13 protein-coding genes are annotated in these 12,915 nt (G+C 56.7%); 11 read left to right on the top strand and 2 right to left on the bottom strand.

Features of this window, described 5'->3' with window-relative positions; genetic code table 11:
* Window positions 1–493 precede the first annotated feature (493 nt).
* Entirely contained in the window at window positions 494–2,491 is a 1,998-nt protein-coding gene (locus C1Y41_RS10225) for an NADPH-dependent 2,4-dienoyl-CoA reductase (protein ID WP_104085394.1), read from the top strand.
* Here the strand turns inward: C1Y41_RS10225 and rlmG are convergent, their stop codons facing one another.
* On the bottom strand, window positions 2,492–3,610 hold the full coding sequence (gene rlmG, locus C1Y41_RS10220) for a 23S rRNA (guanine(1835)-N(2))-methyltransferase RlmG (protein ID WP_094111017.1): 1,119 nt from the start codon (window positions 3,608–3,610) through the stop codon (window positions 2,492–2,494).
* An 82-nt stretch (window positions 3,611–3,692) separates the two neighbouring features.
* On the opposite strand from rlmG, the gene C1Y41_RS10215 reads away from it, so the two are divergent.
* On the top strand, window positions 3,693–4,193 hold the full coding sequence (locus tag C1Y41_RS10215) for a M48 family metallopeptidase (protein ID WP_039380498.1): 501 nt from the start codon (window positions 3,693–3,695) through the stop codon (window positions 4,191–4,193).
* Here C1Y41_RS10215 and C1Y41_RS10210 read toward each other — a convergent pair.
* Window positions 4,190–5,878 (bottom strand): chloride channel protein, encoded by a 1,689-nt coding sequence (locus C1Y41_RS10210; protein WP_039380500.1) that lies wholly within the window; start codon window positions 5,876–5,878, stop codon window positions 4,190–4,192. The genes C1Y41_RS10215 and C1Y41_RS10210 overlap by 4 nt on opposite strands.
* Window positions 5,879–6,015: 137 nt before the next feature.
* Between C1Y41_RS10210 and C1Y41_RS10205 the strand changes: the two genes are divergently transcribed.
* From C1Y41_RS10205 to C1Y41_RS10165, 9 genes are all read left to right on the top strand, one after another.
* Window positions 6,016–7,002, top strand: coding sequence for a Gfo/Idh/MocA family protein (locus C1Y41_RS10205; protein WP_039380502.1), 987 nt, complete (start codon window positions 6,016–6,018; stop codon window positions 7,000–7,002).
* A gap of 256 nt (window positions 7,003–7,258) precedes the next feature.
* Entirely contained in the window at window positions 7,259–8,227 is a 969-nt protein-coding gene (locus C1Y41_RS10200) for a TerC family protein (protein WP_039385651.1), read from the top strand.
* A gap of 229 nt (window positions 8,228–8,456) precedes the next feature.
* Window positions 8,457–9,692 (top strand): serine/threonine transporter SstT, encoded by a 1,236-nt coding sequence (sstT, locus tag C1Y41_RS10195; protein ID WP_039380504.1) that lies wholly within the window; start codon window positions 8,457–8,459, stop codon window positions 9,690–9,692.
* A gap of 558 nt (window positions 9,693–10,250) precedes the next feature.
* Window positions 10,251–10,925 (top strand): DedA family protein, encoded by a 675-nt coding sequence (locus C1Y41_RS10190; RefSeq protein WP_039380506.1) that lies wholly within the window; start codon window positions 10,251–10,253, stop codon window positions 10,923–10,925.
* Entirely contained in the window at window positions 10,925–11,293 is a 369-nt protein-coding gene (mzrA, locus tag C1Y41_RS10185) for an EnvZ/OmpR regulon moderator MzrA (protein WP_094111020.1), read from the top strand. Before C1Y41_RS10190 ends, mzrA begins: the two co-directional genes overlap by 1 nt.
* A 171-nt stretch (window positions 11,294–11,464) precedes the next feature.
* Window positions 11,465–11,836 carry a DUF1090 domain-containing protein gene (locus tag C1Y41_RS10180; RefSeq protein ID WP_139239686.1) on the top strand — a complete coding sequence of 124 codons (372 nt, stop codon included), beginning with the start codon at window positions 11,465–11,467 and terminating at the stop codon, window positions 11,834–11,836.
* 35 nt (window positions 11,837–11,871) lie between these two features.
* A complete protein-coding gene (locus C1Y41_RS10175; RefSeq protein WP_039380513.1) occupies window positions 11,872–12,177 on the top strand; it encodes a YqjD family protein in 306 nt (101 codons plus the stop codon).
* Window position 12,178: 1 nt separating this feature from the next.
* The gene (locus tag C1Y41_RS10170) at window positions 12,179–12,577 is read left to right on the top strand and encodes a phage holin family protein (RefSeq protein WP_039380515.1); all 399 of its coding nucleotides are present in this window, start codon (window positions 12,179–12,181) and stop codon (window positions 12,575–12,577) included.
* Entirely contained in the window at window positions 12,574–12,861 is a 288-nt protein-coding gene (locus C1Y41_RS10165; protein WP_039380518.1) for a YqjK-like family protein, read from the top strand. The genes C1Y41_RS10170 and C1Y41_RS10165 overlap by 4 nt, the downstream gene beginning before the upstream one ends.
* Window positions 12,862–12,915: the final 54 nt, after the last annotated feature.

Raw genomic sequence — 12,915 nt, 5'->3', positions numbered from 1 at the left:
GGCACCCCGGCTGCTGGCTGCCGCTAACTGTGCGGGCTGGCGCGCAATAAATATATCACTCATCCGATCGCACCATTCAGCTGCGCGCTATGATTAACAAGCATCATTAATAACATTAAAATAGCGGTTAAAATGATAAATTCTCTGTCTGACTCTATCTGAAGACTTATTTCCAGATTACTTTCCCGCTATAATATTTAAAACTCAGGCGAGTTGCGATGAACACAGGTTGCCGCGGTCTGATAATTACCCGGCGTTTCCGGAAAAAGGAATCCATGATGATATATAAAAAGTGCTAAGTCATTAGCCCTGTACTCTGGCCCTTTCAGGGCGCGCCGGTCCTTCCCGTGCGTAACGAAGACAAGCTGATACTTCGTACGTAACCTGCCGCCCTGCTTTTTTTGACGTCTCTCACAAGCTCAGCGTCCCCCTCTTCCATCATGCGCGATTACCGTTAGAGTTAACTCATCCGACCACTTTCGAGTACCCGATCATGATCGAGCACTACCCCTGCTTATTTACGCCTCTCGATCTGGGATTTACCCGGTTAAAAAATCGTTTTCTGATGGGCTCAATGCATACCGGACTGGAGGAGCACCCTGACGGGGCGGAGCGACTGGCCGCTTTTTATGCTGAGCGCGCACACGAGGGCGTGGCGCTAATTGTAACCGGCGGCGTCGCGCCGAATGCGCAGGGTGTGGTGGCACAGGGTGGTGCGATGCTGACCGATGAAAGTCAGTGCGGCTGGCATCGTCAGATCACGACGGCGGTCCATGCGCAGGGCGGAAAAATCGCGCTGCAGATACTGCATGCCGGACGCTACAGCTATCAGCGTGCGCTGGTAGGCCCTTCCGCACTCCAGGCGCCTATTAATCCTTTTACTCCGCATGCGCTGAGCGAAGCAGAAATTGAACAGACGATTGCCGATTTTGCCCGCTGCGCCCGTCTGGCACAGCAGGCGGGCTATGATGGCGTAGAGATCATGGGCTCCGAGGGGTATCTGATTAATCAGTTTCTGACGGCGCAGACTAACCAGCGCACTGACGCCTGGGGAGGCGATGTGCAGCGGCGGCAGCGCTTCGCCCGTGAAGTGACGCAGGCGGTACGCCACGCCACAGGCGAAGACTTTATTGTTATTTTCCGGCTGTCGCTGCTCGACCTGGTGCAGCACGGCAGCACGCTGGATGAAACGCTGATGCTGGCTGAAGCGCTGGAAGCGTGTGGCGTGACGCTGTTCAACAGCGGTATTGGCTGGCATGAAGCGCGCATCCCGACGATAGCCACCTGTGTCCCGCGAGCCGGCTTTGCCTGGGTAACCCGCCACCTGCGCGAACGCGTATCCGTACCGGTGATTGCCACCAACCGGATCAACCACCCTGACGTGGCTGAAGCCCTGCTGCGCGACGGGACTGCTGATATGGTTTCAATGGCACGGCCGTTTCTGGCGGATGCCGCGTTTGTCTCCAAAACGGCGCAGGGTCAGCCTGAAGCTATCAATACCTGTATTGCGTGTAATCAGGCGTGCCTCGATCAGATTTTTGCAGGCAACGTGACATCCTGCCTGGTCAATCCGCGCGCCTGCCACGAAACCCTGATGCCGGTTGTACCAGCCACGCAGCCGAAGCAGCTGGCTGTGGTTGGCGCCGGTCCGGCAGGCATGGCTTTTGCCCTGCAGGCGGCTCAGCGCGGGCATAAGGTAACGCTCTATGAAGCAGAGGCGGAGATTGGCGGGCAGTTTGGTATCGCCCGACAGATCCCGGGTAAAGAGGAGTTTAGCGAAACCCTGCGCTACTTCCGCCATCAGCTTGCGGCAGCGAAGGTGACGCTGCGGCTTAACCACCGGGTCTGTGCCGAAGAGCTGACAGACGCGGATGAAATTATCATTGCTACCGGCGTAACGCCGCGTCAGCTCTCTATTCCTGGCATCGATCATGCCAGCGTGATCGGCTATCTGGATCTTCTGCGCCATAAAAAACCGGTGGGTCAGCGCATCGCCATTATCGGCGCAGGCGGCATCGGTTTTGATACGGCCGCCTATTTACTCCATTCATCAGAGGATTTTTACCAGCGCTGGGGAATCGATCGCACGCTGCAGGCGCGCGGCGGCATTGTTCCTGCCCGGCCACCCTCTCCCGGCCGGCAAATCTGGCTGCTGCAGCGTAAAGGCGGGAAGCCCGGAGCGGGCCTGGCGAAAACCACCGGCTGGATCCACCGCGCCAGCCTGCAGGCGCACGGCGTAGAGATGTGGGGGGATGTGGAATATCTGCGCATTGACGATGCAGGGCTGCATCTGCGTCACCAGGGTAAACCGGTCACGCTGGCCGTGGATAATATTGTGGTTTGCGCCGGTCAGGAGCCGCTGCGCCTGCTGGCTGACGAGCTGACCGCACGCGGCAAACCGGTGCGGGTGATCGGCGGCGCAGATGTGGCGCAGGAGCTGGACGCGCGGCGGGCTATTGCACAGGCTACCGCGCTGGCGCTGAGTCTGTGATCAGCGCAGTTTGACCGCGCGCAGCACCACAAACTTGGCGCTGGACGCCACCAGTTCGCAGTTACCAAACAGCTTCTTCATCTTCTGGTGATAGCCGAGGTGCCGGTTGCCCACGATGCGCAGCTCACCGCCATACTGCAGGCAACGCTTTGCGTCGCGCAGCATCTGCCACGCCAGGTGATCGGTAACCGCATGCTGCTGGTGGAACGGCGGATTGCACAACACCGCATGCAGCCGGTCGGAGGGAAAGCCGCTCAGCACATTATTAACGCGGAACTGACTGCGCGACAGATCCTGCGGGCGGTTAACCCTGACGTTCAGCTCGCTGGAGGCGACCGCCATATAAGATTCATCATAAAACAGTACCTCAGCCTGCGGATTCTGCTCCAGTGCCATTAAGCCAATCACGCCGTTGCCGCAGCCGAGATCCATGATTTCGCCTTCAATATTGTGTGGCAAATGCTGCATAAACAGCCGCGCGCCAATATCCAGCGAAGTGCGTGAAAAGACGTTGGCGTGGTTATGGATCTGGTAAGGCGTCTCATCGAGTGGCCAGACGGTAGTGTCCGCCGCCTCAGCCAGCGCCGGGGCGCTGTAACGGCTGTAGATCAGACGCGCTTTTTTCCAGGCCAGCGACGTTTTACTCTCACCCAGAATTCGCTCAAACAGCTGCAGGGTGGAGTTATGAATATCTTTTGCTTTGGCTGCCGCCAGAATCAGCGTCTCTGGCGTGGCCACGCTGCGCAGCGCACGCAGCTGATGCTCCAGCAGCGCCAGCGCTTTGGGAATTTTGATTAAGACAGCAGCAGGCGCCGCAGGCAGCGCGCTCAGGCTGTCAATAAAGTGAATGCGATCGTCAGACAAACCATTTAAGCGCAGATTCTGTCTGGCTGCCTGCTGGCTCAGCCAAGAGTCGCTGACGTGCCAGATCTCCCGATCCTGCAGGCCACAGGTTAATGCCCCAAAGCTGTCATTGAACACCAGCACCGGACCTTCCGGCAGCGTCTGCTGCAGCAGATATTCATCGGCAGCATCCCACGCCTGTAACGGGCTCTCTTCGCGCATCGGCGGAAAGCGCTCCAGCGTAAGGGTGCTATGGGTCAGTTCAAGTTGGCTCATGGGATCTCCGGCGTGGTACACTTTGCGCAATTTTCGCCCTGAAAAGGGGGGCGCAGTATACTGTCTTTCGTCAGGAATCCCAATGTCATTAATTTATCTGCAGGGTTACCCTGAAAATATCCTCGAACAGGTGCAAATGCTGATTGATCATCAGCGATTAGGCGCGTTCCTGCAGCAGCGCTATCCCGAGACGCATGATGTGGTCAGCGATCGCGCGCTGTATGACTACACGCAGGCGATAAAAAATCGCTATATGCGCAGCGCACCTCCGGTAAGCAAAATCCTCTGGGATAATAAAATCAAAGTGATGAAGCATGCGCTGGGGCTGCACACGGCCATTTCCCGCGTACAGGGCGGCAACCTGAAAGCTAAAGCGGAGATCCGCATCTCCACCTTTTTCCGCCTTGCTCCTGAGCCTTTCCTGCGCATGATTGTGGTGCACGAACTCGCCCACCTCAAAGAGAAAGATCACAGCAAAGCGTTCTATCAGCTCTGCTGCCATATGGAGCCTGACTATCATCAGCTGGAATTTGACGCGCGCCTGTGGATGACCGATCAGGCGATGCGCGGCAACGCAGCTTAAAGAAACTCCTGTGCTTTCTGAATCAGACTGGTTTTGGTCAGGGCGCCCATAAAACGACGCTCCTGCGGATTATTCAGCACCGGCAGCCGCTCGAGCGTCACGCGTGAAAATGCCTCCCACCCTTCGCGCATGCTCTGTCCCTGAAAAATGCAGGGAAAGTTGCTATCCATGACGGTGCTGACCGGCGAGTCCAGAGTGATCTCCTGCGCCAGTACCTTGCGCGAGATCTCGTGAATGGAGACCACGCCCAGAAACTGCCCCGCCTGATTCAGTACGTAAACATAGCGTTCACGCTTCAGCGAGCTGACCGCCAGCGCCTGTCCGACCGACTCTTCCGGCTGCAGCGCTGCACCGGGAATAATCAGCTGGTCGACACGCATATGGTCAAAATCATACCAGGCTTCAGAACGGCTCAGGTGATGGCTGACCACCGGATAGGTGCTGGCGGACTGCAGGCGGTAGACCACCATTGAAGCCAGGACCGAGGCGATCATCAGCGGAAACAGCAGGCTGCTGTTAAGCGTCATCTCCAGTACCATCAGCATCGCCATCAGCGGAGCCTGACTGACAGCGGCCAGCACGGCGGCCATGCCTATTGCTGCATAGAGCAGCGTATCGCCCACCGGCAGCTGCAGCGCGGCTGCGCTCTGCGCCAGAATCACCCCGAGCAGGGCGCCAATCAGCAGCGAGGGCGTAAACAGTCCGCCGACGGCATTTGAGCCTACGGAGAGGGTTGTCGCCAGGGTTTTGAGCAGCAGCAGCAGCAGCAGTCCGGTGATGACATAGTGCCCCTCAATGATCTTCACAATCACTTCATAGCCGTTGCCGAGAATATCCGTGGAGAGCAGCGCCAGCAGGCCGACAGCGACGCCTCCTGCGCCAAGCCGCAGCGGCAGCGATCGCACGCGGCTGAATAGCCGCCGGCTGCGGCCAATCAGCGCGATCAGCAGCCAGCCGGCAACGCCTGCTACCAGACCAATCAGCACTGTCATCAGCAGGCTCACTCCATCCATCTGAAACAGCGTATCGGCAAGCGGATAAAGCGCATTGCGAAAACCCAGCGCCCACATGGTCATCACCGCCACCGCAGAGGCGACAATCAGCGGGATCAGTCGCTGCAGGGCTGAAATACCAAAAGCAATTTCAGCAACAAAGATCGCCGAGGCAAGTGGCGCGTGGTAAACCGAGGAGAGGCCCGCTGCTGCCGCCATGGCGACAATGTCGCTGTTGCGCAGATTGAGCGATGCCGGCAGCCAGCGTCCCAGCAGACTGCCGCTGAGCGCTGAGAGCTGTACCATAGGCCCCTCTTTACCGATTGAAGCGCCGCTGCCAATGCTGGCGATTGAAGAGAGCGCGCGAAACAGTGAGGTGCGCGTCGGCACGGCATCCAGCCTGGCGTTAATCACTTCCAGGTAGTCTGTTTTTACCGTTTGCTGCTGCTCAATTGCGACGGCATAGCGCAGGAACCAGCCCGCCAGTACGCCGCCGCCGCCCACCAGCAGCGGCCAGAAGATCCACGGCCAGACGTGCATCGCCACGGTGATCTCATGGTCACTGTTAAACAGCAGCTGGTTAATCACATCGATAATGCCACGAAACGCCAGCGTCACCAGCGAGGCCATCAGCCCCACCGGAATGGCGATCAGCAGCGTGGTCCAGTTTAATGCATGTTTGCTTCCGCTCACCCGGCTCTCCCGTTCGCAGGCTTTCAGACACAGGGGCTCACTATATTGGAATGCGGATCGCAGGATCAAATAGTGCCGGCAGGTTTCCTGCCGCCGCGTGCTACCCTGCGGCTTTATTTTGTCAGGAGAGCAGACCTGTGATTCGCTTTGCCATTGTCGGCACCAACTGGATTACCCGTCAGTTTATTGACGCAGCACATGAGAGCGGCAGGTTTACGCTCAGCGCAGTCTATTCACGCAGCCAGCAGCAGGCTGACGCCTTTGCCGCAGATTACGCCTGTCCGCTCACGTTCACCTCACTGGAGGCTCTGGCGGCATGCCAGGATATCGACGCGGTCTATATCGCCAGCCCGAATGCACTGCACTGCGAACAGGCGCTGCTGTTTATGTCTCACGGTAAGCATGTGATCTGCGAGAAACCGCTGGCCTCCACGCTGCGTGAAGCCGAAGCGATGATCGCCTGCGCTCAACAGCATCAGGTTGTGCTGTTTGAAGCCTTTAAAACCGCCAGCCTGCCTAATTTTCTGCAGCTGCAGCGCACCCTGCCGCAGCTGGGCACGCTGCGTAAGGCGCTGTTCAGCTACTGTCAGTACTCTTCCCGTTACCCGCGCTATCTTGCCGGTGAAAACCCGAATACGTTTGACCCGCGCTGGTCCAATGGCTCCATCATGGATATCGGCTATTACTGCCTCGCTGCTGCCGTCACGCTGTGGGGTGCGCCACAGCGCGTCACGGCTGAAGCCACGCTGCTGGCGAGCGGCACAGATGCGCACGGCACCGTGATACTTCACTATGGCGAGTTCGACGTCACTCTGCTGCACTCCAAAGTCAGCAACTCCGCTATTCCGAGCGAAATTCAGGGAGAGGAGGGTTCGCTGCTTATTGAGAAACTGGCAGAGTGCCAGCAGCTGCGGCTACTGCCACGCAGCGGTGTTGAGCAGAATCTGACGCAGCCGCAGCACAGCAATACGATGCGCTATGAAGCAGAGGTGTTTGCCAGTCTGGTGGAAACGCAGCAGACCGCACACCCTGGCCTCGAAATTTCGCGGCTGACAGCAGCGCTGCTGACCACCATCCGCCAGCAGACCGGCGTGATATTTCCCGCCGATCGCCAGGAAGTGTAAATATTGCTAAATATGACTGGTCCTGCATTGCATCGGAGTGCGGCTGCGCTATTTTTTTCTAAGCAAAGGGGAGTAACTTGTCAGCTGATTGATCGTCATTACGATGTGTAGCGCATCCGGTCGTCAGGCAACCCGGAAGTGATTCTGTGTTGTAAGTGAGACCTTGCCGGAAGGCGAGGAGCGCTTGCAGCGTAATGAAAGCGGCTTACGTCTTCTGACGGAGCCGTTTTTTTTAACTTTCGCACAGGACACCATTATGCAATCGATAGGCACACCGTTACTCTGGGGCAGCTTTACCGTTGTTGTGCTGATTATGCTGGCGATCGATCTGCTGCTGCAGGGCCGGCGCGGCGCACAAACTATGTCGTTCAGACAGGCGGCTATCTGGTCGCTGATCTGGGTTTCCGTTTCACTGCTGTTTGCTGCCGCTTTCTGGTGGTATCTCGATACGCACGCCGGGCGCGAGGTTGCCACTACGCAGACGCTCGCTTTCCTGACCGGATACGTGCTGGAAAAAGCGCTGGCGGTGGATAACGTCTTTGTCTGGCTGATGCTGTTCAGCTACTTTGCTATTCCGCCCCAGCTGCAGCGGCGCGTCCTGATTTACGGCGTGCTGGGTGCCATTGTCTTGCGTACCATCATGATCTTTGCCGGCAGCTGGCTGGTCATGCAGTTCAGCTGGATCCTCTATATTTTCGGCGCGTTTCTGCTGTTTACCGGCATTAAGATGGCGCTGGCGCGCGAGGATGACACGGCCGTGGGTGATAAGCCGGTGGTGCGCTGGCTGCGTCAGCATCTGCGCATGACCGATTCGCTGGAGGGTGAGAAATTTTTTATTCGCCGTAACGGCGTACTGTTTGCCACCCCGCTGCTGCTGGTTCTGATTATGGTCGAGCTCAGCGATGTGATTTTTGCTGTCGACAGTATTCCGGCTATTTTTGCGGTAACCACCGATCCCTTTATTGTGCTGACCTCTAACCTGTTTGCCATACTCGGCCTGCGCGCCATGTATTTCCTGCTGTCGAATGTGGCTGAGCGCTTCTCTATGCTGAAATATGGGCTGGCTATCGTGCTGGTGTTTATCGGCATCAAAATGCTCATCGTCGAGTTTTACCACATTCCGGTCGCTGTCTCACTCAGCGTGGTGGGCATTATTCTGGGTGGAACGCTGCTGATCAACGCCTGGGTTAACCGGCGAAATGACCGCCGGCGCATCTCGCCATAATCTTCTGCAGGGGCGTAAATCGCCCCTGCTTTATTTCGCCTCAATGAAACTTTCCCTTTTTTATCTCTGTCACACTTCCTCTGTTTAGCAGATTGAAAAATCGATCCCGCACGCAAAGCCGGAATTATCGCTTTTCTCACCAGCACTTTTCCTTATACTCCGCCGGGCAAACCCTCTGGCGCGGAATAAACGCGCACCACACTCATGACCGATAGTAAAAGATCACGATATGCAAAATAACCTTTCCAGAGTGGCAGGCGTGCTGTTTAAAGGCAGCCTGGTCAAACAAATCATGGTAGGCCTGGTCGCTGGCGTAGCGCTGGCGTGGCTGTCGCGCGATGCCGCATTAGCCGCCGGCCTGCTGGGTGAACTCTTTGTCCGGGCACTGAAAGCCGTCGCGCCGCTGCTGGTTCTGGTGCTGGTCATCGCGTCCATTGCTAACCATCAGCAGGGACAGAAAACCAATATCCGTCCCATCATTATGCTTTATCTGCTCAGCACCCTGTTTGCCGCGATGATCGCGGTGATTTTCAGCCACCTCTTTCCGCAGACGCTGTCACTCGCCGCCGGTAACACGACAATTACGCCGCCTTCCGGGATCACCGAGGTGCTGCATGGCCTGCTGATGAGCATGGTGGCTAATCCGTTCGAAGCGCTGATGAACGCGAACTACATCGGCATTCTGGTCTGGGCGCTGGGCCTTGGCCTTGCATTTCGTCATGCCAGTCCCGGCACCAAAGATTTTTTAAATGACGCCTCACACGCGGCAACCTGGGTCGTACGCTGTGTGATCCGCTGCGCGCCACTGGGCATCTTTGGCCTGGTCGCCTCCATTCTGGCCTCTACCGGCTTTGGGGCGCTGTGGGAATATGGCAGCCTGCTGGTCCTGCTGATTGGCTGCATGCTGTTCATGGCACTGATTGTGAACCCGCTGCTGGTGTATCAGAAAATCCGGCGTAATCCCTATCCACTGGTATTTACCTGCATTCGTGAAAGCGGCGTGACGGCTTTCTTTACCCGCAGCTCGGCCGCCAATATCCCGGTGAACATGGCGCTGGCAAAACGACTCAACCTTGATGAAGACACCTACTCCGTATCAATTCCGCTGGGTGCGACCATCAGCATGGCGGGCGCATCTATTACGATTACCGTACTGACGCTGGCTGCGGTGCATACGCTGGGCATCAATGTCGATGTACCGACAGCGATTCTGCTAAGCCTGGTTGCCACGCTGTGCGCCTGTGGTGCCTCCGGCGTAGCGGGTGGCTCGTTGCTGTTAATCCCGGTGGCCTGCAATATGTTCGGCATTCCTAACGACCTGGCCATGCAGGTGGTGGCCGTTGGGTTTATTATCGGTGTGCTGCAGGATTCAGCAGAAACGGCCCTGAACTCCTCAACCGACATTCTGTTTACTGCGGCTGTCTGCCAGGCAGAAGCGGAACGCCAGCCCGGCGCCGCGACCTGACCTCTCCTCTGCGGCGCACACTGTGCGCCGCGCGCTTTCATAGCCGCTGTGCTGCCATCCTTCCCTTCTGCCTCATGTAACAAACTGCTGCCATAAACTGGCAATGTTGCCATATCTGGAAAATACTAAGCGGTGGCGGCGCAACGTTACGCTACATCACACGGCTTCTGCCCGTAACTGCAACTTGTTTGCCGCAGGCCGCCTGATTAAGCCGAACAGCGTAAAAACGGCCACGTTTGTACATTCTGAACCTGCAGACGGGGTCAGATAATCTGCAATAGTGTCAGCTCGTGTAAAGCTCCTTTTACTCCTGGCAGCAAAGGGTAAAACTCCACTACAACGGACATAATGCACTGTCTGAATTGGGAAGTATTTGTTACAGTTATCGCCCTTTTTTTACCATTTGCGACAAGGGCGTCAGAAAGTCGCTGATTTAACACGCATAGCCGCATGGATACGGACCCCTGCTCAGGTGGCATACCCAAAATGTATAACTCACCTCTGCCTGCGCTTTAGCCCCTGATGGGCTCGTTTAACAATGATGTTCGGGAAAGATTGATGGATATTTTGAAAGCACTGCTGCATGCCCTGTGGCAGCAGGATTATGAGATGCTCTCTGACCCCACGCTGGTGTGGGCGATCTACGGCTTACTGTTCATGATCCTGTTTCTTGAAAATGGCCTGCTTCCTGCCGCCTTCCTGCCCGGTGACAGCCTGCTGATCCTTGTCGGCGTGCTGATTGCCAAAGGCACAATGAGTTTTCCCCTGACGCTGCTGGTTCTCACCACAGGTGCCAGCCTCGGCTGCTGGGTAAGTTATATCCAGGGGCGATGGCTGGGTAATACCCCTACCGTACAGAAATGGCTTTCGCACCTGCCGGCACAATACCACCAGCGCGCCCACAGCCTGTTCCATCGTCACGGTCTCTCTGCCCTGTTGATTGGGCGCTTTATTGCGTTTGTACGCACGCTGCTGCCCACCATTGCAGGGTTATCTGGTTTGAGTAATGCGCGCTTTCAGTTCTTTAACTGGATGAGTGGCTTCCTGTGGGTATTGATCCTGACCGTACTTGGCTTTGCACTGGGCAAAACACCGCTGTTTCGCCGTTATGAAGATGAGCTGATGTTTTTTCTGATGATGCTGCCGCTGGCGCTGCTGGTCATCGGCCTGATCGGCTCGCTGGTCGTACTGTGGCGTAAGCGTCAGGCAGGACAAAACGGGAAAGCGCAGTAATGAAAACAGGACGTCTCTTTACCCGACCGCTGCTGCCGTGGCTGTGCGGCGGCCTGCTGCTGCTGCTCGCGGCCGGGGCTGCTCCACTGCTGTGGCAACATGAAACCGTGGTACAAATTCGCGTGGCGCATAGCGGCACCAATCTGCCGGATGGCTTTTATCTTTATCAGCAGCTCTCTGCCCAGGGCGTGCGCATTAAAAGTATTACGCCAGCAGGCGATGCGCTGGTGATCCACTTTGAAGATGAAGAACAGAGCCTGGCGGCGCAGAAGGTATTACGCCGCTTATTACCACAGGGTTTTGTTGTGGCCGCAGGCCCGCAGGCCTCACAGCAACCGCGCGACGCCAATCCCCCGACCTACAGCTAATCCGATCGTCTGACCTGCGGTCAGACGATACTTTTTCTCCGCTATCTCTTCGTCTTTTTTGAATTTTTGCCCCGGCTGACTATGCTTAACGTTAGCACACGCCGACGCGACGCCGGGATACGCTCCTGTCTGGCAGACGGCAGTTCATCAACAATGGAAGGTGTGAACGTGATGAAACAACTTCTTCTGGGTGCCATGCTTATCTCCTGCTCTGGCTCTCTGCTGGCGGCAGAGTCGCTGTGTCAGCAAAAAGAGCGCGATATCCGGCACGAGATTGCGATGGCAAAACAGCATGATAATCAGCGCCGGGTAAACGGACTGGAACGGGCGCTGACAGAAGTTCGCGCCAGCTGCAGCGATCGGCAGCTGAAATCAGCGCACTCAGAGCGTCTGAAGTCGCAGCAGAACAAGGTGGCCGAGCGCGAGCAGGAGCTGCAGAAAGCGCGCGACGACAGGGATGACAAAGACAAAATTGAAAAACGTGAACGCAAGCTGGATGAGGCACGACAGGAGCTAAAAAAGCTTGCTGCAGAGCCTTACTAATCGGACATAAATAATTGAAGTAATGGAGAACTCTCATGGCTAAAGACACCACATCTGAACATCTGCGCGCCGAACTGAAAAATCTGGCCGACACCCTGGAAGAAGTATTAAGCAGCTCTGCAGACAAATCCCGCAGCGAGCTGGATCGCCTGCGTCATAAAGCGCGCGGCGCACTGGAAAGTTCACGCGAGCGTCTGGGCGATTCCGGTGAGCGTATTGCCAAATCCACGCGTGAAGCCGCAGAGAAAGCGGAAGACTATGTGCGTGAGAATCCGTGGCACGGCGTTGGCGTTGGCGCAGCCGTGGGCGTGCTGATTGGCATTCTGATTTCGCGTCGTTGATATGAACGATTCTCAGCAAAGCCACGGCCCGGGCAAAGGGGTCTTTAACATCGGTCAGCGCGTGGTAACTACGCTGGTCAGTATGGTCGAGACGCGTGTCCGGCTGGCCGTTGTTGAGCTGGAAGAAGAGAAAGCCAATCTGATCCAGATGCTGATCATGATTGGCCTGACTATGCTGTTTACGGCATTTGGGCTGATGAGTCTGATGGTGTTGATCATCTGGGCGGTTGACGCGCAATACCGGCTGATGGCGATCGGAGTGACCACAGGCGTACTGTTTTTGCTTGCGCTGATTTTCGGTCTGTGGACGCTGCGTAAATCGCGTCAGTCGACGCTGCTGCGTCATACCCGTAAAGAGCTCGATTCCGATCGTAAACTACTGGAGGAGGACCGCTCATGAGCAGTCGCCATGAACGCGAAGCCCGCATTCATGAACTCCTTAATACGGTTCAGCAGCAGCGGCTCGATTTAAGCGCAGCAGGACGTGACTGGCTGGAAAATACAGCCCGCTATGACCGCGGCTGGCTGACGCTGGTAAGCTGTCGCCGCTATCTGGCGATAGGAAGCAGCGCGCTGGCTATCTGGTCAGTACGCAGCCCTAACCGGCTGTTGCGCCTCGTTAAACGCGGCTTCGGCCTGTGGAGCACCTGGCGTATGATTAAATCATCCATGCCGGGGCGCTAACCGCTCTATAAAAAACCGGACCAGCAGGTCCGGTTTTTTTTCGTCAGAATTCCT

Origin of the sequence: Pantoea sp. ICBG 1758 (genome assembly GCF_002928325.1) — a bacterium.
Lineage (GTDB): Bacteria > Pseudomonadota > Gammaproteobacteria > Enterobacterales > Enterobacteriaceae > Pantoea > Pantoea eucrina.
This window is presented reverse-complemented; position numbering and strand designations above follow the sequence as displayed.